The following is a 22,705-nucleotide window of genomic DNA, read 5'->3' as shown; positions in this document are numbered from 1 at the left end:
TGATAACGCGATGAAAACAAAACTTTCCTGGTTATGTGCAGTGGCAATGGGGATGAGTACGCTCCCTGCAACAATGGCTAACGCAGCGCCTGATAACGCCGCGGCCACGCCAGCTCCTACGGTGCCTGTGGTGTCGCAAGCGACCGAACCGGTAGTCACCGCGGCGCCCGGTCAAACAGAAAACGTCGTTCCCAACCAGCCGACAGCGGGAAATACCCTGCCGGCCGACGCACAGGTTGTGGGACAGGTGATGCCGGGTGTTCCGGGGGCTAATGCGCCTGTTGTCACGGAGAATGCCCCGTCGCGGGACGTGAAGCTCACCTTTGCGCAAATTGCGCCGCCTCCGGGCAGCATGGTGCTGCGCGGCGTCAATCCTAAAGGCGGCGTTGAGTTTGGTATGCGCAGCGATGAGGTTGTGTCGAAGGCGGTGCTGAACCTGGAATATACCCCTTCTCCTTCGCTGCTGCCGACCCAGTCTCAGCTGAAGGTCTACCTGAATGACGAGCTGATGGACGTGCTGCCGGTCACCAAAGAGCAGTTGGGTAAGAAAACCCTGGCTCAGGTGCCGATCAACCCGCTGTTTATCACCGACTTTAACCGTATCCGTCTGGAATTCGTGGGCCATTACCGTGACGTCTGCGAAAACCCGGCCAGCAACACGCTGTGGATGGATGTCGGGCGTAACTCATCGCTGCAGATGACCTACCAGTCGCTGGCGCTGAAAAACGATCTCTCCGCGTTCCCGGTGCCGTTCTTCGATCCGCGTGATAATCGCCCGTTAAACCTGCCGATGGTCTTTGCGTCCTCACCGGACGTCACGGAGCAACTGGCAGCGACCATCGTGGCCTCCTGGTTCGGCTCCCGTTCCGGCTGGCGCGGGCAGAACTTCCCGGTTATGTATGACAAGATCCCTGACAGAAATGCCATCATCTTTGCGACCAACGCGAAGCGTCCTGCTTTCCTGCGTGAGCACCCGGATGTCAAAGCGCCGACCATTGAGATGATAAGCCACCCGGATAACCCGTATGTGAAGCTGCTGGTGGTTTTCGGGCGTGATGAGAAAGACCTGGTGCAGGCGGCAAAAGCGATTGCGCAGGGGAATATCCTGTTCCGCGGCAGCAGCGTAATTGTCGATGAGGTCAAGCCGCTGCTGGCACGTAAACCTTATGACGCGCCAAACTGGGTACGTACCGACCGCGCCGTCACCTTCGGCGAGCTGAAAACCTATGAAGAGCAGCTGCAGTCGACAGGGATTGAGCCGTCTCCTGTCAGCCTGTCGCTGAACCTGCCGCCGGACCTGTATCTGCTGCGCACCACCGGTATCGATATGAACCTCAACTATCGTTACACCGCGCCGTCAACCAAAGACAGTTCGCGCATGGATATCAGCCTGAATAACCAGTTCCTGCAGTCGTTTAATCTGATGAATAATCAGGAAACAAACCGTCTGCTGCTGCGTTTGCCGGTACTGCAGGGGCTGCTGGATGGTAAAACCGATGTCTCCATCCCGGCGCTGAAGCTCGGGGCGGTAAACCAGCTGCGCTTTGATTTCCAGTACATGAATCCAATGCCGGGCGGTTCGGTGGACAACTGCATCACCTTCCAGCCGGTGCAGAACCATGTCGTGATTGGCGATGAATCGACCATCGACTTCTCGAAGTACTATCACTTCCTCGCCATGCCGGATCTGCGGGCGTTTGCTAACGCGGGCTTCCCGTTCAGCCGTATGGCGGACCTGTCTGAATCCATTGTTGTGATGCCAAAAGCGCCAAATGAAGAGCAGGTGACGACGCTGCTGGACACCATGGCGACCGTAGGCGCGCAAACGGGCCTGCCGGCGATTAACGTTACCCTGACGGATGATGGCGCTCAAATTCAGAACAAAGATGCGGACATCATGGTGATCGGTTCCATCCCGGATAAGCTGAAGGATGAGAAGCGTATCGATCTGCTGGTTCAGGCAGCCCAGTCCTGGGTTAACACGCCGCTGCGTCAGACCGAGTTCCCGAGCATCATGCCGGATATCAACGATCGTAAAGCCAGCGCGCAGACGGCTGTCACGTCTCAGGGGGCGATGGCGGCCGTGGTCGGCTTCCAGTCACCGTACAACGATCAGCGTAGCGTGATTGCCCTGCTCGCAGACAGCCCGCGTGGCTACGAACTGCTCAACAGTGCGATGAACGACAGCGGTAAACGTGCCGCGATGTTCGGCTCTGTGTCGGTGATCCGTGAGTCGGGCGTGAACAGCCTGCGCGTAGGCGATGTGTACTATGTGGGGCATCTGCCATGGTTCGAACGTCTGTGGTATGCGCTCTCTAACCATCCGATTCTGCTCGCTATCCTGGCCGCCGTCAGCGTGGTGCTGCTGGCCTGGGTGCTGTGGCGTCTGCTGCGTATCATCAGCCGTCGTCGCCTGAATCCGGATCATGAGTAAGATGTGATGAAAGCCTTTCGCTGGTGTGTCATTGCGTTGATGCTGGCGGCGGCGCCTCTGCGCGCCGCCTGTACCTGGCCTGCCTGGGAGAAATTTAAACAGGATTACATCAGCGAGGGCGGGCGGGTCATTGATCCCAGCGACACGCGTAAAATCACTACCTCGGAAGGGCAAAGCTACGCGCTGTTCTTTGCCCTCGCCGCGAATGACCGTAAAGCGTTCGACAAGGTGCTGGCATGGACGCGGGATAACCTTGCCGGGGGGCATCTCGACGACACGCTTCCCGCCTGGTTATGGGGACAAAAAGACAAAGACACCTGGGCGGTTATCGATACCAATTCCGCCTCGGATGCCGATATCTGGATCGCCTGGTCCCTGCTTGAAGCGGGGCGGTTATGGAAAGACGCTGACTATACCCGTACGGGCAAGGCGCTACTCGAGCGCATCGCCCGCGAAGAAGTGGTGAAAGTACCTGGCCTCGGTCTGATGCTGCTGCCCGGTAAAGTTGGCTTTGTCGATGAGAACGCCTGGCGTTTTAATCCCAGCTATCTTCCTCCACAGCTCGCAAGCTACTTCACGCGTTTTGGCGCCCCGTGGACCACCCTGCGTGAGACCAATCTGCGCTTGCTGCTGGAGAGTGCGCCGAAAGGTTTTTCGCCGGACTGGGTGCAATACCAGAAAAACAAAGGCTGGCGGTTACAACAGGAGCCGCCGCTGGTGGGGGGATATGACGCCATCCGCGTCTATCTCTGGGTGGGGATGATGAACGATAACGATCCTCAAAAAGCCCGGCTGCTGGCGCGCTTCAGGCCGATGGCCGCCACCACAACAAAACAGGGCGTACCACCGGAGAAAGTGAATGTGGCGAGTGGAGCACGCACGGGCAATGGCCCGGTCGGCTTCTCTGCCGCCATGCTGCCTTTTTTACAACAGCGTGATGCGCAGGCCGTCCAGCGCCAGCGCGTGGCTGACCACTTTCCTGATAATAATGCTTACTACAGTTATGTACTGACTCTCTTTGGACAAGGATGGGATCAGCATCGTTTTCGTTTCACCACAAAAGGTGAATTAATACCGGATTGGGGCCAGGAATGCGCAAGTTCACAGTAAATCTACTCAGTTTATCGCTTGGCCTGGCGCTGATGCCGCTGGCTCAGGCCGTCAACTCTCCGCAGCAGCAACAGCTGCTGGAGCAGGTGCGCCTGGGGGAATCGACGCAGCGTGAAGATTTGGTGCGTCAGTCGCTCTATCGTCTTGAGCTGATCGACCCGAACAACCCTGACGTTATTGCGGCACGTTTTCGCTATCTGCTTCGTCAGGGCGACAACGCCGGCGCGCAAAAAGAGCTGGATAGACTGAAAGGGATCGCCCCCGGTTCCAGCGCGTACCAGTCCTCGCGCAACACGATGCTGCTTTCCACGCCGGATGGCCGCCAGCAGTTACAGCAGGCTCGCTTACTCGCCACGACAGGCCATACCCAGGAAGCGATTGCCGCCTATGACAAGCTGTTCGACGGCAACCCACCGGGCGGCGACGTGGCAACAGAATACTGGAATGTGGTGGCGAAAGATCCCGCCCGCCGCAATGCGGCCATTAATCAACTGAAAAAGATCAACAGCAGCAGCCCCGGCAATACGCAGCTGCAGTCGACGCTGGCCCAGCTGCTGTTCCAGACCGGGCGCCGTGATGAAGGCTTTGCGGTGCTGCAGGAGATGGCCAAATCCAGCAATGGCCGCAGCCAGGCGTCGGATATGTGGTATGCGCAGATCAAAGACCAGCCTGTCAGCAGTGCCAGCGTCTCCGCGCTGCAAAAGTACCTGAGCGTATTCAGTGACGGTGAGAACGTAACCGCCGCGCGTTCACAGCTTGAAGCGCAGCAAAAACAGCTCGCCGATCCAACTTTCCGTGCGAAAGCGCAAGGCCTGGCGGCAGTGGATGCCGGACAGGGTGATAAGGCGGTGGCGGAACTGCAAAAGGCGGTCAGCGCAAACCATGCCGACAGCGAAGCCATTGGCGCGCTGGGCCAGGCGTACTCCCAGAAAGGCGACCGTGCTCGCGCGGTGGCACAGTTTGAAAAGGCGATCGCCCTCGATCCGCAGAGCGATAACCGCGGCAAATGGGACAGTTTGCTGAAGGTGAACCGTTACTGGCTGCTGATCCAGCAGGGGGATGCGGCGCTGAAAGCGAATAACCCGGCACAGGCGGAGCGCGATTATCAACAGGCGCGCACTATCGACAATAGCGACAGTTATGCGGTGCTGGGGCTGGGCGATGCCGCAGCGGCACGTAAAGATAACGACGCCGCCGAGCGCTATTATCGCCAGGCATTACGCATGGACAGCGGCAACAGTAACGCGGTCCGCGGACTGGCCAATATTTATCGTGCACAGTCGCCGGAGAAAGCCTCGCAGTTTATCCAGTCGCTCTCCGCCAGTCAGCGTCGCAGCATTGATGATATTGAACGTAGCCTGACCAACGAACAGCTCTCCGCCCAGGCCGAGCAGCTGGAGAACCAGGGCAAATACGCCCAGGCCGCCGAGGTTCAGCGTCGTCGTCTGGCGCTCTCTCCAGGCGACGTATGGATCACCTATCGCCTGTCGCGCGATCTCTACAGCGCAGGCCAGCGCAGTCAGGCAGATACCCTGATGCGTCAGCTTGCCAGCCAGAAACCGACCGACCCGGATCAGGTGTATGCCAACGGGCTCTATCTTTCCGGTAACGACCAGGATCGTGCCGCGCTGGCCCATCTGGAGACGCTGCCGCGCAGCCAGTGGAACGGCAATATTCAGGAGCTTGCCGACCGACTGCAAAGTAATCAGTTGCTCGAAACCGCCAATCGCCTGCGCGACAGTGGCAAAGAGCAGGAGGCGGAAAATCTTCTTCGTCAGCAACCTGCTTCTACCCGTATCGATTTAACCCTGGCGGACTGGGCGCAGCAGCGGGGCGATCTCAGTGCAGCAAAAACGGCATACAGCGGCGTGTTGCAGCGCGAGCCACAAAACGAAGATGCGATCCTCGGCCTGACCGAAATCTACAGTGCGCAGGGCGACAAAGACGCTGCGCGTGCCGAACTGGCGAAACTGCCTGCGACGCAAAATGGCCAGCCGTTGTCGCTCAACATGCAGCGCCGCATCGCGATGGCGCAGGCGGGGCTGGGTGATTCTGCTGCGGCAGAAAAGACGTTCAACAGCATCATTCCGCAGGCAAAATCACAGCCTGCATCAATGGAAAACGCGCTGGTGCTGCGTGATGCGGCACGTTTTCAGACGCAAAACGGCCAGCCTCAGCAGGCGCTGGAGACCTATAAAGATGCCATGGTCTCCTCTGGCATCACCACCACCCGTCCGGCAGACAATGACACCTTTACGCGCCTGACGCGTAACGACGAAAAAGATGACTGGCTGAAGCGCGGCGTGCGTAGCGATGCCGGTGATTTGTATCGCCAGCAGGATGTTAACGTTACGCTGCAGCACGACTACTGGGGCTCCAGCGGTACCGGCGGCTACTCCGACCTCAAAGCCCACACCACCATGCTGCAGGTGGATGCGCCGCTCTCTGATGGACGGATGTTCTTTCGCAGCGATCTGGTCAATATGGATGCCGGTTCGTTTGCCACTAACAACGGCACCTACGATCCCAAATGGGGGACCTGTGCCGAAACGCCATGTCGCGGCAACACCAGTCAGACGTCAAACGGCGCAAGCGTGGCCGTGGGCTGGCAGAATAAAACCTGGGCATGGGATATCGGCACCACGCCAATGGGCTTTGACGTGGTGGATGTGGTCGGCGGGGTGAGCTACAGCAACGATCTCGGTCCTATCGGCTACACCATTAACGCCCACCGTCGCCCGATCTCCAGCTCTCTGCTGGCCTTTGCCGGGCAAAAAGACACCAATACCGGCACCACCTGGGGCGGCGTGCGCGCCACCGGCGGTGGCGTGAGCATCAGCTACGATAAAGGCGAGGCGAACGGCATCTGGTCAAGCCTGAATGCGGAATCGCTGACCGGGAAAAATGTAGAGGATAACTGGCGCGTCCGCTGGATGACCGGTTACTACTACAAGCTGATTAATAAAAACAACGAGCGCCTGACTGTCGGTGTCTCTAACATGCTCTGGCACTACGATAAAGATCTGAGCGGCTATACCCTGGGTCAGGGCGGCTATTATAGCCCGCAGGAATATGTCTCCTTTGCGCTGCCGGTCACCTGGCGTAAACGCACGGAGAACTGGTCCTGGGAGCTGGGCGGATCTGTCTCATGGTCTCACTCCAAAACCAACGATGTGCTGCGCTATCCCCTTCAGGGACTCATTCCCGTCGATGAGCCAGGCCGCTACACCGACAGGGGGGCGATGGAAACCGGCAGCAGCTCCTCAGGCACCGGTTATACCGCGCGGGCCATTGTCGAGCGTCGGGTCACGTCCAACTGGTTTGTGGGTCTTGGCGTGGATATTCAGGAAGCGAAAGACTATACCCCAAGCCATGCGCTGCTCTATGTACGCTACTCCGCCGCAGGCTGGCAGGGTGATATGGACTTACCGCCACAGCCGCTCATTCCCTACGCGGACTGGTAATCGGATTTTACTTAATCCATTTGTAAGTCTCTCTTAAAAGTGCGGCGATCGGGTATACTCAGGCGCGCCAGGTTTACACCCTGGTGCGCCCTGCGCTTCGAGTTCTGTGGAGAGTCATTTTGCGTGTCAGCCGTTCCTTAACGATCAAACAGATGGCGATGGTTTCTGCTGTCACCTTGCTGTTTGTACTGCTATTTTGCGTCATTTTGCTGTTTCATTCCGTACAGCAGAATCGCTATAACACGGCTTCGCAATTAGAAAGTATTGCCCGCTCGGTGCGTGGCCCGCTTTCGGCTTCTATTCTGAAAGGCGATATTCCCGAAGCGGAAACCATTTTAAAACGTATTCAGCCTGCGGGCGTCGTCAGCCGCGCAGACGTGGTGCTGCCGAACCAGTTCCAGGCGCTGCGGATGAGTTTTATCCCCGAACGTCCCGTCCCGATGATGGTGATGCGCCTGTTTGAACTGCCGGTACAAATTTCGCTCCCCATCTACTCGCTTGAACGCCCTGCGAATCCGCAGCCGCTGGCCTATCTTGTTCTGCAGGCGGACTCGTACCGCATGTATAAATTCGTCATGAGCTGGTTTATTACGTTAGTGACCACTTGCTTACTTATGACGCTGATACTGAGCGTGGCGCTGACCTGGTGCATTAACCGGCTGATTGTCCACCCGCTGCGGCGTATCGCCCGGGAGCTAAACGCGCTTTCTCCCCAGGAGCAGATGGGTCATCAGCTTGAGCTGCCCCGCCTGCATCATGACGATGAGATCGGCATGCTGGTGCGCAGCTACAACCTCAACCAGCAGCGCATTCAGCGTCAGCAGGATGAACTGAACAGTAGCGCCACCCGTTTTCCGGTGTCGGAGCTTCCTAATAAAGCGTTCCTGATGGCGATGCTGGAGCAGACCGTGGCGCGCCAGCAGACCACGGCGCTGATGGTCATCGCCTGTGAAACCCTGCAGGATACCGCTGGGGTGCTCAAGGAGAGCCAGCGTGAAATGCTGTTACTGACGCTGGTCGAAAAGGTTAAATCGGTGCTTGCTCCACGTATGGTGCTGACTCAGGTCAGCGGTTATGACCTGGTGGTGATTGCGAACGGCGTGAAAGAGCCGTGGCATGCGATCACGTTAGGTCAGCAAGTACTCACTGTCATTAATGAGCGGCTGCCCATTCAGGGTATTCAGCTTCGCCCCAGCGCCAGTATCGGGATTGCCATGTTCTATGGCGATCTGACCGCGGAGCAGCTCTATCGTCGCGCCTTCTCGGCGGCATTCACCGCCCGTCGCAAAGGGAAAAACCAGATCCAGTTCTTCGACCCGGATCAGATGGAAAAGGCGCAGCAGCGTCTGACGGAAGAGAGCGACATCCTCACCGCGCTGGATAACCACCAGTTTGCCCTCTGGCTCCAGCCGCAGGTCAATTTGCTGACGGGTGAAGTGGAAAGCGCGGAAGCGCTGTTGCGCGTGCAGCAGCCGGATGGCAGCTGGGAGCTGCCGGAAGGGTTAATCGAACGTATTGAGTCCTGTGGCCTGATGGTCACGGTGGGCTACTGGGTGCTTGAGGAGTCATGCCGCCAGCTTGCCGCCTGGCAGGAGCGTGGTGTCAACCTGCCGCTGTCGGTCAATCTCTCTGCCCTGCAGTTGATGCATCCCACTATGGTCTCGGAGATGCTGGAGCTCATCAATCGCTACCGGATCCAGCCGGATACGCTGATTCTGGAAGTGACGGAAAGCCGCCGTATTGACGACCCGAATGAGGCGGTCGCGATCCTCAAACCGCTGCGCAACGCCGGTATCCGCATCGCGCTGGATGATTTTGGCATGGGCTATGCCGGACTGCGTCAGCTTCAGCACATGAAAACGCTGCCGGTGGATGTCCTGAAAATCGACAAAGCGTTTGTCGATGGGCTGCCGGAAGACAGCAGCATGGTGCAGGCCATTATTCAGATGGCGCGTAGTCTCAACCTGAATCTGATTGCTGAGGGTATCGAGACGGAAGCGCAGCGCCGCTGGCTGGCTGAGGCGGGTGTCGGGAAAGGCCAGGGCTTCCTGTTTGCCCGTGCCGTCCCGTCGGATGTCTTTGAACAACGGTACCTTTCCGGCACTGGCAATAACGCAAAAGTGTAATTTTGTTGCTGGCTTGTGCGAGCCAGCTCAAAGTTCTTAACATTTGTGTTTCAAATTTGAACTGAGTTTATTTCTGTCCTGTTATGCGGGTGTTATTTTAGAGCCGCAGGTTAACCATAACCTTACAAAGCCTGTGGTTTTTCTTCCCAAGGACATTCTATGAAAACCTCACTCTTCAAAAGTCTTTATTTCCAGGTCCTGACAGCCATCGCAATCGGTATTTTACTGGGTCACTACTACCCGGAACTGGGTGCGCAAATGAAACCGCTTGGCGACGCGTTCGTTAAGCTCATTAAAATGGTCATCGCCCCGGTGATCTTCTGTACGGTGGTGACCGGTATCGCTGGCATGGAAAGCATGAAGGCGGTAGGGCGTACCGGTGCAGTGGCGCTGCTTTATTTCGAAGTGGTCAGCACCCTGGCACTGATTATCGGTCTGATCATTGTTAACGTGGTGCAGCCTGGCGCTGGCATGAACGTCGACCCGTCGACGCTGGATGCCAAAGCGGTGGCGGTTTACGCTGAGCAGGCGAAAGATCAGGGCGTGGTCGCCTTCCTGCTGGACGTCATTCCCGGCAGTGTGATCGGGGCGTTTGCCAGCGGAAACATTCTGCAGGTGCTGCTGTTCGCCGTCATGTTTGGTTTTGCCCTGCATCGTCTGGGCAGCAAAGGCCAGCTGATCTTTAACGTCATTGAAAGCTTCTCGCAGGTCATCTTTGGCATCATCAATATGATCATGCGCCTGGCGCCGATTGGTGCCTTCGGGGCAATGGCGTTCACCATCGGTAAATACGGCGTCGGCACGCTGGTACAGCTCGGCCAGCTGATTATTTGCTTCTATATCACCTGTATTCTGTTTGTGGTGGTGGTGCTGGGTTCGATTGCCCGCGCGGCCGGTTTCAGCATCTTCAAATTTATCCGCTATATCCGCGAAGAGCTGCTGATTGTGCTGGGAACCTCCTCCTCTGAGTCGGCGCTGCCGCGCATGCTCGATAAGATGGAGAAGCTGGGTTGTCGTAAATCGGTGGTGGGGCTGGTGATCCCGACAGGGTACTCCTTTAACCTCGACGGTACCTCGATATACCTGACCATGGCGGCAGTGTTTATTGCACAGGCAACCAACAGCCATATGGATATCTTCCATCAGATCACCCTGCTGGTGGTGCTGCTGCTCTCGTCGAAAGGGGCTGCGGGCGTAACGGGCAGTGGCTTTATCGTGCTGGCGGCGACCATTTCCGCTGTGGGACATCTGCCGGTGGCCGGTCTGGCGTTGATTCTCGGTATTGACCGCTTTATGTCTGAAGCGCGTGCGTTAACCAACCTGGTGGGTAACGGCGTGGCTACGGTTGTGGTGGCAAAATGGGTTAAAGAGCTGGATCACAAAAAGCTCGACGATACGCTGAATAATCGCTCTTCTGATAGCAAAAACCCGGGTTTATCCTCCTGATTTTCCGCTAAATTCCCGCATTCCCTTGTCGGAATGCGGGCTCCTGCGCATAATGACTGTTCGTACCTGTCATAATTCGACAAGATTTTTTTTGGGTATATTGCACTTCTCACCGTGACGTTTTGCCGAACGCGCGGTCTAATCGACGTGTTTTCATCGTCATCTTTTAGAGTGAAGCGCGTCGCGAGACACTCTTTTTAACCAGGAATGTTGATCAGGGGTTCACATGCAGGGCACAAAAATTCGACTCTTAACCGGCGGTTTGCTGATGATGGCAGCAGCCAGTTATGTGCAGGCAGATGCGCTCCAGCCAGACCCGGCATGGCAACAAGGGACCCTGGCGAATGGTTTTCAGTGGCAGGTGTTAGCCACGCCGCAGCGTCCCAGCGATCGTATTGAGATCCGTCTGTCTGTGAATACCGGCTCCCTCACCGAAAGCACCCAGCAGACCGGCTTTAGCCATTTTATTCCCCGACTGGCGCTCACCCAGAGCGGCAGTTTACAGGCTGTTCAGGTGCGTTCGCTCTGGCAGCAGGGCATTGACCCGAAGCGCCCATTGCCGCCGGCTGTCGTCTCGTATGACTACACCATGTTTAACCTGAGCCTGCCGAATAACCGTAACGATCTGCTCAAAGAAGCTCTTACGTATCTCTCCGATGCCACTGGCAATCTGGCGATCACGCCGGAAACCGTTAACTATGCGCTGAGCAACAGCGATATGGTGGCGACCTGGCCTGCGGATACCAAAGAGGGCTGGTGGCGTTATCGCCTGAAAGGCTCAGCGCTGCTTGGGCACGATCCGGCAGAGCCGCTGAAACAGCCGGTCGATGCCGAACAGGTAAAATCGTTCTATCAGAAATGGTACACCCCGGATGCGATGACGCTGATCGTGGTCGGGAATGTGGATAGCCGCGCGGTGGTTGAGCAGATCAACAAAGCCTTCGGCGAGCTGAAAGGCAAGCGTGAAACGCCTGCTCCTGTCCCGACGCTCTCCCCGCTGCGGACAGAGCCAGTCAGCATCTCCACTGATGCCGTGCGTCAGGACCGGCTCTCCATGATGTGGGATACCGCCTGGCAGCCTATCCGAGAATCCGCCGCGCTGCTGCGCTACTGGCGTGCGGATCTGACGCGTGAGGCGTTGTTCTGGCACGTTCAGCAGAGCCTCAGTAAGAACAGCGTGAAGAACATTGCGCTGGGCTTCGACTGCCGGGTGCTGTTCCAGCGCGCCCAGTGCGCCATTAATATCGAATCGCCTGGCGATAAGCTGAATGCCAATCTGGGCGTGGTGGCGAAAGAGCTGGCAAAAGTGCGCAAAGAGGGCCTGTCTGAAGAAGAGTTCAACGCGCTGGTCGCGCAGAAAAAGCTGGAACTGCAGAAGCTGTTTGCCACCTATGCCCGCGCCGATACGGATATCCTGATCAGCCAGCGTATTCGCTCCTTGCAGAATCAGGTGGTGGACATCGCACCGGAACAGTACCAGAAGCTCCGTCAGGACTTCCTGAATGGGCTGACCGTCGATATGTTAAATCAGGATTTACGTCAGCAGCTGTCGCAGGATATGGGATTAGTCCTTCTGCAGCCGAAAGGCGAGCCGGAATACAACATGAAGGAGCTGCAGGCGACATGGGATTCAATCATGACCGCCGCGCCGCAACCTACGCAGGCGGCAACGTCTGATGATCTGCATCAGGACGCGACGGATATTCCACAGGGGCAGTAATCTTAAAAAATTCCCTCTCCCGGTGGGAGAGGGTCAGGGTGAGGGCATCAGCCCGCACCTTATTTAAGCAGGCATCGCCTCACGCGGAATAATCGCCCCGCGATACTGGATCACCGTGCTGGCCGTCAGGTGCCCGCGCTGTGCAGCCGCTTCAGGCGTGCCGCCCGTCAGGCGCACCGCCAGATAGCCCGCGCTGAAGGAATCTCCCGCTGCCGTAGTATCCACCACTTTGTCCTTCGCCAGTTTCACCGCCGGGACGTCAATCACCGCCTCACCTGCTACGGCCACCAGGCACGATGCCGCGCCGCGCTTAATCACCACTTCGCTCACGCCAGCAGCCTGGGTGCGCGCAATAACCTCATCAACAGGTTTCTCGCCCCACAGGGCATCTTCGTCGTCGAGCGTCAGGAACGCGATGTCGGTGCACTGCAGCATCTGCTGGTAAACCTGCTGCGTCTCTTCACGACTGGCCCACAGGCGCGGACGGTAGTTGTTATCAAAAATGACCTTCCCGCCATTGGCGCGGCATTCGCGCAGCAGCGATAGCAGCTTTTCACGACTGGTCGGGCTTAAGATGGCGAGGCTAATCCCGCTCAGATAGAGATAATCAAACGTCGCCAGCGTTTCGCAAATGGCGGCTGCGTCGTCGCTTTCCAGCCAGTATTTGGCCGCAGCTTCGTTTCGCCAGTAGTAGAAGGTGCGCTCGCCGGTATCATCGGTTTCAATGTAATACAAACCCGGCAGGCGGTTTTCCATGCGCTGAATCAGCGAGGTATCAATGTGTTCGCTCTGCCAGGCGTCCAGCATTTGCTGGCTGAAACTGTCCGTACCCAGTGCGGTGACGTAGTTCACGGTGAGGGCCTCCGGCGGCACCTGACGGGCAATATACACGGAGGTGTTTAAGGTATCGCCACCAAAACCGCGGCTAACGTCCGCGCCTTTTTGTGACAGCTCAATCATGCATTCGCCAATAACGGCAATTTTTTTGGACATAATCATGAACCTGAACAGAGTATTTAAAAGCAGTGTGCGCTGTGTGAATTATCAGGTCAACTATATTAAAACATCGTTCCATTATTTTTTTTGAACCAGCGCGTGTTCCTGTTCATTTCTGTCATCTTAATTTCATTTTCCCGGTGAATTGAACATAAAGTTCTCAATTATCGCGCCGATAACCCAGTGACGAGTCCAGAAAGGCCATCCCAACAACAGGACATCTGAAATGAAGTCAGAGCAGGTTATCCAGCGGCTGAGCACTACGCCTGAGGCAAGTATTGAGAACTTGCAGGAGCATCGCTACTGGCTGCAATGTGAGCGTGTGTATACCTACCAGCCGATCTATCGTACCGACGGTCGACTGATGGCGATTGAAATTTTGACGGTCGTTACGCACCCTTCTAACCCTTCACAGCGTATCGCGCCGGACCGCTATTTTGCCGAAGTCGCCGTGCGCCAGCGCCTGGACGTGCTGGAAGAGCAGTTGCGCATGCTGGAAACGAAAAAGGCCTTTTTCGAACAGCACGATATTCTGGCCTCGGTCAACGTGGATGGCCCAACCCTGCTGGCGCTGCGCCAGAACGCGAAGTTGCAGGAGCTTATCGCCACCCTGCCGTGGATGCGCTTTGAACTGGTGGAGCATGTCCGCCTGCCGCAGGAATCCTCTTTTGCCTCGATGTGTGAATTTGGCCCCCTGTGGCTGGATGACTTTGGCACCGGCATGGCGAACTTCTCCGCCCTCAGCGAAGTGCGTTACGACTACATCAAAGTGGCCCGCGATCTGTTCATTATGTTGCGCCAGACCCCGGAAGGGCGGAATCTGTTTACGCTGTTATTGCAGCTGATGAACCGCTATTGCAAAGGCGTCATTGTGGAAGGTGTGGAAACGCTGGAAGAGTGGCGCGATGTGCAAAACTCACCCGCCGCCGCCGCGCAGGGCTATTACCTCTCACGTCCGGTGCCCATGGATACCCTCGACGGTGTGATAACCAACCTCTGAACCGCCCGTTTCCCTTTGTCTGGACTATAGTTTTACAGGACAGGTCATCAGGAAAAGGGGATCAAAATGACTAAAACAACCAGGGTAATCTCCTGGACAGCAGGGATTTTCTTGTTGTTGATCGTGGTCGCTATCATCGTTATTGCGACATTCGACTGGAACCGTCTTAAGCCGACCATCAACCAGAAAGTCTCAACTGAACTGAACCGCCCCTTCGCGATACGCGGTGATTTGGGCGTGGTCTGGGAGCGTCAGAAAGAAGAGACCGGCTGGCGAAGCTGGATCCCCTGGCCGCACGTTCACGCCGACGACATCGTTCTGGGCAATCCGCCGGATATTCCTGCCGTCACCATGGTGCATCTTCCGCGGGTTGAAGCCACGCTGGCGCCGTTAGCGCTTCTGACAAAAACCGTCTACCTGCCGTGGATCAAGCTTCAGCAGCCCGATGCACGCCTGATCCGTCTCTCGGAAAAAAACAATAACTGGACCTTTAACCTCGCCAGCAGCGGCGAGAAAGATCCCAATGCCCAGCCCTCTTCGTGGTCATTCCGTCTCGATAACATTCTGTTCGATCGCGGGCGGATCGCCATCGACGATAAAGTCAGCAAGGCCGACGTGGAGATCCTGGTCGATCCGCTGGGTAAGCCGCTGCCGTTCAGTGAAGTGACCGGCACCAAAGCGAAAGGGGATAACGCCAGCGCGGGCGATTACGTTTTCGGCCTGCGGGCCACCGGGCGCTACAACGGACAGCCACTGACCGGCACCGGTAAAATTGGCGGCATGCTGGCGCTGCGAAGCGCAGGTACCCCGTTCCCGGTGCAGGCGGACTTCCGTTCCGGCAACACGCGAGTCGCCTTTACCGGCACGGTCAACGATCCCATGAACATGGGCGGGGTCGATCTGCGGCTGAAGTTCGCCGGAGATTCGCTGGGGGAGCTCTACGAACTCACCGGCGTGCTGCTGCCGGATACGCCGCCGTTTGAGACGGACGGGCATCTGGTGGCCAAACTCGATACGGAAAAATCATCTGTCTTTGACTATCGGGATTTCAACGGCCGTATCGGCGACAGCGATATCCACGGTACGCTGACCTACACCACCGGCAAACCGCGTCCGAAACTGGAAGGGGATGTGGAGTCCCGCCAGCTGAGGCTTGCCGATTTGGGCCCTCTGATCGGCGTTGATTCTGGCAAAGGCACGAAGTCGAAAGAGGTCAAAAAAGACCTTCAGCCCGCGGGGAAAGTTCTGCCCTACGATCGCTTTGAAACCGACAAGTGGGATGTAATGGATGCGGATGTGCGCTTCAAAGGGCGAAAAATCGAGCACGGCAGCACGCTGCCGATCAGCAACCTCTCAACCCATATTCTGCTTAAAAATGCCGACCTGCGTCTGCAGCCGCTGAAGTTTGGCATGGCGGGCGGAACCATCTCCTCGAACATTCATCTGGAAGGCGATAAAAAGCCGATGCAGGGTCGGGCTGATATACAGGCGCGCAGGCTTAAGCTGAAAGAGCTGATGCCCAACGTGGAGCTAATGCAGAAAACCCTCGGTGAAATGAACGGTGACGCGGACATTCGCGGGGTGGGGAACTCCGTGGCGGCGCTGCTCGGGAGCAGTAACGGCAACCTCAAGCTACTGATGAACGACGGGCTGGTGAGCCGCAACCTGATGGAGATCCTGGGGCTGAACGTCGGGAACTACATTATCGGGCAGATCTTTGGTGACGATGAGGTGCGGGTGAACTGCGCGGCGGCGAATCTGGATCTGGTTAACGGCGTGGCGCGGCCGCAGATTTTTGCCTTCGACACGGAAAACGCGGTAATCAACGTGACCGGAACCGCCAGCATGGCCTCTGAGCAGCTTGATTTGACCATCGACCCGGAAAGCAAAGGGATCCGTATCATCACCCTGCGCTCGCCGCTTTACGTGCGCGGCACCTTCAAAAATCCGCAGGCGGGGGTAAAACCCGGGCCGCTGATTGCACGCGGTGCGGTGGCGGCAGCGCTCGCAACGCTGGTCACGCCAGCCGCGGCGCTGCTGGCGTTGATTTCGCCATCAGAAGGGGAAGCCAATCAGTGCCGGACGATTTTGTCACAGATGAAGAGGTAAGGTGCGGTCTGTATTTGCCGGGTGGCGGCTACGCCTTACCCGGCCTACGATTCAAATGTAGGCCGGGTAAGCGCAGCGCCACCCGGCATTAGCTTAAAGCGCCTGATGCTTAGTCTCGTGCGTCAGCAGCAGCGCAATCAGCGTCAGTGCCGCCATGGCCGCCAGATACACGCCCACGTAGAACAGGCCATAATTTGCCTGCAGCCAGGTGGCGATGTACGGCGCAACGGACGCTCCCAGAATCGACGAGACGTTATAGGAGAACGACGCGCCGGTATAACGCACTTCCGTCGGGAACAGCTCCGGCAGCAGCGCGCCCATCGGGCCGAAGGTTAATCCCATCAGGCTCAGACCAATCAGCAGATACGCCATCACCAGCGCCGGGCTGCCCGAGCCTAACAGCGGTGGGAAGACAAACAGAGCGAACAGAATGATAAGCGTCGTGATGGTGATCATGCTGGAGCGACGGCCAAATTTATCCGCCAGCAGGCCGGCAATCGGCACCATGACGCCAAACCCAATCACCGCCATCATCAGCATCCACAGCACTTCGTTACGCGGCAGACCCAGCCCAACCGGCGCGGCAGCGGTGCTGAACGTCATGGAGTAGACGGTCATGATATAGAATAGCGTATAGGTAGCCAGCATGATAAAGGTGCCCAGCACGGTCACGCGGACATGTTTGGTCAGCAGCGTGCCCAGCGGCACTTTTACCTGTTTTTTTGCCGCCGCCACTTTCGCGAACACCGGCGTTTCGTGCAGAGAAACGCGAACATACAGACCAATCAGCACCAGCACGGCCGAGAAGACGAACGGAATACGCCAGCCCCAGCTCATGAACTGCTCGTCGGTCAGCAGCCAGGAGAGCAGCAGGAAGGTGCCGTTCGCAAAGAAGAAGCCAATCGGTGCGCCAAGCTGCGGGAAGGAGCCATACAGCGCCCGTTTACGCGCCGGGGCGTTCTCGGTCGCCAGCAGTGCCGCACCGCCCCATTCACCGCCCAGACCCAGACCCTGACCAAAACGCGCCAGCGCCAGCAGCACCGGTGCCAGAATGCCGATGGTCTCGTAGGTGGGCAGCAGGCCGATGGCGACGGTAGAAATACCCATCGTCAGCAACGAGGCCACAAGCGTCACTTTACGCCCGATGCGATCGCCAAAATGACCAAACAGCGCAGAGCCAATCGGACGCGCGACGAAGGCGATAGCAAAGGTTGCCAGAGACTGTAGCGTGGCCGCCGTCGGGTCGCCCTGCGGGAAGAAAATATGCGGGAAGACGATGACCGCTGCGGTGGCATAAATGTAAAAGTCGAAGAACTCGATGGCGGTGCCAATCAGCGAGGCGACGACAACTTTATTGCGTGAGTTGACCGGAACGTTTTCGCTCCCGGAATCGAGTGTTGTGGCGGTTGCTTGCATAATATTTTCTTATTTTATGTCGGACGAAAGGCCATATTACGCACAGCAAAAGCGACATTTCAATCTGTAACAAAGCCGCGAACCGGTGATAAAAGCAACAAAAAGCGGATAATGTTCAGACCAGCCAAAACACTTCCATGAAATGCTTCACAGATTTTAAATATCAGTGGATATAACTGGTTTTCAGTTAAATAAAAGTTACGGACTGGATATATATGCTGAAATGATGAATCGGGCTGAAACTTTCAGCCCGAAAGGGGGAATTAGCGGTGGGTTTTCCCCGGCATGCGCGTGTCGCCTTTATATTCGGCGGTGGCAATCCACGCCGCGCAGAACAGCGTCAGGCGGGCAAAGAAGTAGAAGAACGCCATCAGCCCCAGAACGGAGCCAAACGCGGCGCCAGAAGGGGATTTCACCAGTGATGGCAGGGTATAAGTCATCACGATTTTAATCACCTCAAAGCCTATCGCCGCGAGCAGTGTTCCGCGGATCAGCGCTTTTTTGCGCGGACGATGACGCGGCAAGCGCCAGAAGATCCAGAAGAACAGCAGGTAGTTGGCGAAAATGGAAATCGCCAGCCCGATGCCGCGCCACGCAGGCTTGAGCCAGTCGATGTAATCCAGATAGAGCGCGGAGATAATCATCTGCTGCGCGGAACCGGCGACCGAGGTGATGGAGAGCGTGACGATCAGCGCCACCAGCAGACCAATCAGCGAAACAAAATCGCGGAAATACTTAACCCAAATTTTCTCCTGATCCTGAGGCTTACGCTCCCATACTTCGCGCGACTGGGCGCGAATGGCCTCGCGCAGGTTACCCATCCAGTTCACACCGGAATAGAGCGCAATCAGCAAACCGACAATACCCACCGTGGTGCGCTGCTGCACGGCAGTATTGATGGTGCTTTTTAGCGTGGTGGCGAGGGTCGGGTCACTGACGTTATTCAGGATCTTATTGAAAATATCCTGCAGCAGCGTCGGATGAGACGCGAGCACAAAACCGGCTGCCGCGAACGAGACCATCAGGATCGGGATCATCGACAAAAAGGAAAAATAGGTAATCGCTGCACCAAACTGATTCCCCATCCGGTCGTTGAAACGTTCCGCGGCGCGTATCAGGTGCGCAATCACGGGGATCTGCTGAACTCTCTCCGCCAGCGTAGTGACCGTCCCCAGCGCTTTGCTGGCTTTGCCGGGTGTGCTGGGCTCTTCGGGCCCGGTCTCCATCTTCTTGATGGGATCGTAATCTAATTGTTGAGTCGGTCGTTGCGGGTTATTTTCCGGCGTCACGCGTTTTTTCCTTTTCGTTGAGCTGGATGTCATTGAATTATAGCTTGCGACTAATCCACGTAAGCTTTTGTGATTTCCGTAAGCCACTCCATAAACAGGTGTACCCGGCGGGAAAGGTTACGGCGGTGGGGGTAAATCAGGGAAACCGGCATGGGTTCAGCCCGGTATTGCGGCAGAACTTCAATCAGCTTTTTCGTGCGCAGAGAATCACGAACGCCCACGCGGGGAACCTGGATAATACCCAGCCCGGCGATGCAGGCGGCATGGTACGTCTCGGTACTGTTGACCGTTAAGACGCCGCCCGTTTTAACCCACTGGGTCGTACTGCCGTTATAAAACTCAAAGCCCTGCGGGCGCGTGCCCAGCATCGCGGCGTAGTGGATTACCGCGTGTGAGGCCAAATCGTCCAGCGTTTCCGGATAACCAAACCGCGTCAGATAATCCGGGCTGGCGCAGTTGATAACCGTAAGCTTGCCCAGTGGGCGGGCGATAAGCCCGGAATCTTTCAGGGTGCCGACGCGCACCACGCAGTCGAACCCCTCGCGGATCACATCCACCAGACGATCGCTGCTGCTGAGCTCCAGTTCAATACCCGGATACTGCTGCAAAAACGCAGGCAGTTTGGGGATGACTAAATTTCGTGCAACCCCCACCGGCATATCGACGCGTAGCCGCCCGCTGATACTGGAGGGATCGTGCTGGAACATACCGTCCAGTTCATCAAGGTTCGCCAGCAGATCTTTTGCCCGTTCGTAATAGACCATGCCGTCCTGCGTGAGGCTGACGCGGCGCGTGGTGCGGTGCAGCAGCTGGGTGCCCAGGCGGTTTTCCAGCGCCTGAATCTGCCGCGACACGCTGCCTCTTGGCAGGGTCAACGTCTCCGCTGCGCGGGAAAAACTCTCCAGCTCCGCGACCCGAACAAACAACTGCATTGCGTTAATTTTATCCATCGGTAGCGCTCATTGTTGTTGTAAATGAAACAGTGAAGCGTTCTGTCACATCTTTATTGATCTTCTATCAGCTAATAAGCTCTTTCTCAATCTCCCTGACAACCGAAATGAGGTTTCTTATGACTGAACGTATCGCTTTAGTGACCGGTGGTAGCCGTGGTTTGGGTAAAAATGCGGCCCTGAAGCTGGCAGCAGAGGGAACAGGTATTGTCCTGACTTATCATCATAATCAGCAGGATGCGCTGGATGTTGTGCAAGAAATTCAGGGAAAAGGGGTAAACGCGGCGGCATTACAGCTTAACGTCGGAGATATCACCCGTTTCGAACATTTTGCTCAACAGTTGCAGGAAACTCTCCGAACCGTCTGGCAGCGTGATACCTTTGATTATTTATTGAACAATGCCGGAACGGGTTTATACGCCCCCTATACCGAGACGACAGAAGCGCAGTTCGATGAGGTAATGAATGTACATTTAAAAGGGCCATTTTTCCTGACCCAGCGCCTGCTGCCGTTGCTGAAAGATGGCGGACGGATCCTCAACGTCTCCAGCGGGCTGGCGCGTTTTACACAGCCAGGCTCCGCGACCTATGCGGCCATGAAAGGGGCGATGGAAGTACTGACCCGCTATCAGGCCAAAGAGCTGGGCGCACGCGGCATCTCCGTCAATATCATCGCGCCGGGGGCAATTGAAACCGACTTTGGCGGCGGACGCGTACGCGATGACGCGCAGCTTAATCAGTTGCTTGCGTCGCAAACCGCGCTGGGGCGTGTTGGCCTGCCGGATGATATTGGTGATGCCATCGCCGCGCTGCTCAGCGACAAACTGGGCTGGATGAATGCGCAACGTATTGAAGTGTCTGGTGGGATGTTCCTGTAATACGCCTCCTTAAGGGGACGGAACCCCTTAAGGAAATCCTTAAAAGAGATGTGTCCAGATACGGGCAGATATAAAGAACGGCGATGAATTTGTAACCTCTCCGTTCATTGAGTTTTTTCTCAAATAACGCCTCTATACAATCCCCCCTCGCTATTCTCAGAGGGAGAAAAACGATGCGAGTAATCATGTTTGACAGGCAGTCGATATTTATTCATGGAGCGATAAACAGTTTGCAGACGTTAATTCCTGAAATAAATATGACAGGAACCCGTCAGGCAGATGAATTATGGGCGCAGTTGTCCGCGTCGCCATCCGCTATCGTCATGATTGACGGCGCATTAATTCAGAATGAGGGCATCAGCTTTCTGAAAGACATTATCACGCGTTTCCCTGCGATACGTGTCGTGATGGTGCTGACGAAAAAAGAGACCCGATGGGCTGAACAGATGTTTCAGCGCAACGTGAAGGCGATTATTCCCCGTAATGCCAGTCCCGAGCGGTTTGCCGCAGTGCTGGATTCGGTCTTCCGGGGGATGGTCTGTTTTCCCGGCGAATGGCTTGCGCAGCAGGCGTCACACCAGGCGTTGTTATCCTTAAGCGAGCGCCAGCGTGAAGTACTCAAGTTACTGGCCGCCGGGGAGTCGAATAAAGAGATTGGTCGCACGCTCAATATCAGTGCGGCAACGGTAAAGGCCCATCTGGAGTCACTTTTCCGGCGGCTGGATGTGAAAAATCGCACGCAGGCGGCAATGTGCTATACCCGGCTCACCGCCTGAGCGATGGCGTTTATCGGACACGGTGTGTCACTAAAACTGAACATTAACAACACCAGCGCATCGTGCTGGTGTTGCGTTAATGGCTGGGCGATATTTTCCTGAATTAACGTCTCATAAATCTGAATATCGTTATCTAACAAGCGCTCTGCTTCAGCAACGGTAATAAGACCATGGAACTTCTCCCATTGCTGAATAACGTGACCATACCCAATAACCTCAGTACCGTGCTCATCACGGTATTTTTCCAGAGACAGCCCTTGCTGTTTTTTAATTAATTCAACGGCAGCAGAAGATAGCTTCAACATGGTATTTTCCTCTTTCAGACACTACTGTAGAGGAAATACGGCACGAGACATATCCGCCAAATGGCCGTTGCTCAGCTGATATTTTCCAGATAGTCGCGCTGTAATAAACCGAATAGCCAGTCATTATGCCAGCGGCCGCCAAGGTAATAGCTCTCACGCAGCTCACCCTCCAGCCGGAAGCGGGCTTTTTCCAGCAGACGCCGGGAGGCGATATTCCCTGCCGTGACGGTGGCGGTGAGGCGGCGGATCCCCCCCTGGTGGAAGGCATAATCACAGAGTGCCTACAGGGATTCAAAGCCGTAGCCTTTTCCCTGGGCCGAGGGAGCGAAAAGGAAACCGACTTCGGCGCAATCCGCTTCGTGGTGTTTGTAGCCGGTCACCCCCAGCGGAGTCTGGCTGGCGTTATCGCGAACCACGAGGCAGAGCCAGTGCATGCAGCCGGGCGTCCATGGCGTCAGTCGGGAGTCGAAGGCCTCACGGATGTCCGCCACAGTGCGATCCTGCGCGACAAAGCGCATCACATCCGGGTCTTGCTGTAGCGCCAGAAAAAAGGGCCAGTCATCTTCCTGTAACGGCGAGCAGATAAGACGCGAGGTGGTTAGCTGAGGCATTCAGATTCTCCTGAAACAATATAAATGATTTTAGGACTGTCACTTTATTTCAACAGAAAGTCAGGTATGGTTAAG

15 protein-coding genes and 1 pseudogene are annotated in these 22,705 nt (G+C 56.4%); 10 read left to right on the top strand and 6 right to left on the bottom strand.

Annotation, left to right across the window (positions count from 1 at the left end):
* Positions 1 to 10: 10 nt before the first annotated feature.
* From bcsB to ACMWKA_RS21300, 6 genes are all read left to right on the top strand, one after another.
* Positions 11 to 2,434, top strand: a complete 2,424-nt coding sequence (gene bcsB, locus ACMWKA_RS21325; protein WP_347481814.1) for a cellulose biosynthesis cyclic di-GMP-binding regulatory protein BcsB — start codon at positions 11 to 13, stop codon at positions 2,432 to 2,434.
* 6 nt (positions 2,435 to 2,440) lie between these two features.
* Positions 2,441 to 3,544 (top strand): cellulose synthase complex periplasmic endoglucanase BcsZ, encoded by a 1,104-nt coding sequence (gene bcsZ / locus ACMWKA_RS21320; protein WP_248092516.1) that lies wholly within the window; start codon positions 2,441 to 2,443, stop codon positions 3,542 to 3,544.
* Positions 3,526 to 7,008 (top strand): cellulose synthase complex outer membrane protein BcsC, encoded by a 3,483-nt coding sequence (bcsC, locus tag ACMWKA_RS21315; protein WP_414760587.1) that lies wholly within the window; start codon positions 3,526 to 3,528, stop codon positions 7,006 to 7,008. The genes bcsZ and bcsC overlap by 19 nt, the downstream gene beginning before the upstream one ends.
* A gap of 119 nt (positions 7,009 to 7,127) precedes the next feature.
* Positions 7,128 to 9,134, top strand: coding sequence for a biofilm formation regulator HmsP (gene hmsP / locus ACMWKA_RS21310; protein ID WP_155022777.1), 2,007 nt, complete (start codon positions 7,128 to 7,130; stop codon positions 9,132 to 9,134).
* Positions 9,135 to 9,293: 159 nt separating this feature from the next.
* Positions 9,294 to 10,580: a dicarboxylate/amino acid:cation symporter gene (locus tag ACMWKA_RS21305; RefSeq protein ID WP_013099213.1), complete on the top strand. Its 1,287-nt coding sequence runs from the start codon at positions 9,294 to 9,296 to the stop codon at positions 10,578 to 10,580.
* Between the two features lie 226 nt (positions 10,581 to 10,806).
* Positions 10,807 to 12,300 carry a M16 family metallopeptidase gene (locus ACMWKA_RS21300; RefSeq protein WP_013099212.1) on the top strand — a complete coding sequence of 498 codons (1,494 nt, stop codon included), beginning with the start codon at positions 10,807 to 10,809 and terminating at the stop codon, positions 12,298 to 12,300.
* Between the two features lie 63 nt (positions 12,301 to 12,363).
* Here ACMWKA_RS21300 and ACMWKA_RS21295 read toward each other — a convergent pair whose 3' ends face one another.
* A complete protein-coding gene (locus ACMWKA_RS21295) occupies positions 12,364 to 13,293 on the bottom strand; it encodes a sugar kinase (RefSeq protein ID WP_013099211.1) in 930 nt (309 codons plus the stop codon).
* A gap of 229 nt (positions 13,294 to 13,522) precedes the next feature.
* Between ACMWKA_RS21295 and pdeH the strand changes: the two genes are divergently transcribed.
* Together pdeH and ACMWKA_RS21285 are read left to right on the top strand one after the other, a co-directional pair.
* On the top strand, positions 13,523 to 14,296 hold the full coding sequence (pdeH, locus tag ACMWKA_RS21290) for a cyclic-guanylate-specific phosphodiesterase (RefSeq protein WP_013099209.1): 774 nt from the start codon (positions 13,523 to 13,525) through the stop codon (positions 14,294 to 14,296).
* Between the two features lie 66 nt (positions 14,297 to 14,362).
* Complete coding sequence (locus ACMWKA_RS21285; protein ID WP_040020789.1) at positions 14,363 to 16,405, top strand: AsmA family protein; 2,043 nt, start codon at positions 14,363 to 14,365, stop codon at positions 16,403 to 16,405.
* 93 nt (positions 16,406 to 16,498) lie between these two features.
* On the opposite strand, the gene ACMWKA_RS21280 is transcribed toward ACMWKA_RS21285, so the two are convergent.
* The 3 genes from ACMWKA_RS21280 to ACMWKA_RS21270 form a co-directional block, all read right to left on the bottom strand.
* Positions 16,499 to 17,821: an MFS transporter gene (locus ACMWKA_RS21280; protein WP_013099207.1), complete on the bottom strand. Its 1,323-nt coding sequence runs from the start codon at positions 17,819 to 17,821 to the stop codon at positions 16,499 to 16,501.
* 263 nt (positions 17,822 to 18,084) lie between these two features.
* Entirely contained in the window at positions 18,085 to 19,110 is a 1,026-nt protein-coding gene (yhjD, locus tag ACMWKA_RS21275) for an inner membrane protein YhjD (protein ID WP_414760586.1), read from the bottom strand.
* 50 nt (positions 19,111 to 19,160) lie between these two features.
* Positions 19,161 to 20,060, bottom strand: coding sequence for a LysR family transcriptional regulator (locus ACMWKA_RS21270; RefSeq protein WP_013099205.1), 900 nt, complete (start codon positions 20,058 to 20,060; stop codon positions 19,161 to 19,163).
* A gap of 119 nt (positions 20,061 to 20,179) precedes the next feature.
* Between ACMWKA_RS21270 and ACMWKA_RS21265 the strand changes: the two genes are divergently transcribed.
* Complete coding sequence (locus ACMWKA_RS21265) at positions 20,180 to 20,938, top strand: SDR family NAD(P)-dependent oxidoreductase (RefSeq protein WP_013099204.1); 759 nt, start codon at positions 20,180 to 20,182, stop codon at positions 20,936 to 20,938.
* A gap of 173 nt (positions 20,939 to 21,111) precedes the next feature.
* Positions 21,112 to 21,714, top strand: coding sequence for a DNA-binding response regulator (locus tag ACMWKA_RS21260; protein WP_414760585.1), 603 nt, complete (start codon positions 21,112 to 21,114; stop codon positions 21,712 to 21,714).
* Here ACMWKA_RS21260 and ACMWKA_RS21255 read toward each other — a convergent pair.
* Together ACMWKA_RS21255 and ACMWKA_RS21250 are read right to left on the bottom strand one after the other, a co-directional pair.
* Positions 21,693 to 22,019 carry a lysozyme gene (locus ACMWKA_RS21255; RefSeq protein ID WP_013099202.1) on the bottom strand — a complete coding sequence of 109 codons (327 nt, stop codon included), beginning with the start codon at positions 22,017 to 22,019 and terminating at the stop codon, positions 21,693 to 21,695. The two genes, ACMWKA_RS21260 and ACMWKA_RS21255, sit on opposite strands and share 22 nt — an antisense overlap.
* 71 nt (positions 22,020 to 22,090) lie before the next feature.
* Positions 22,091 to 22,630 (bottom strand): annotated as a pseudogene (locus tag ACMWKA_RS21250) (GNAT family N-acetyltransferase).
* Positions 22,631 to 22,705 lie beyond the last annotated feature (75 nt).

Source organism: Enterobacter sp. 03-F-07-AD-ECC (assembly GCF_047530935.1).
In the GTDB taxonomy this organism is placed as follows: Bacteria; Pseudomonadota; Gammaproteobacteria; order Enterobacterales; family Enterobacteriaceae; genus Enterobacter; species Enterobacter cloacae.
The sequence above is the reverse complement of the archived record's forward strand: the minus strand, read 5'-3'. Positions and strand labels throughout refer to the sequence as shown.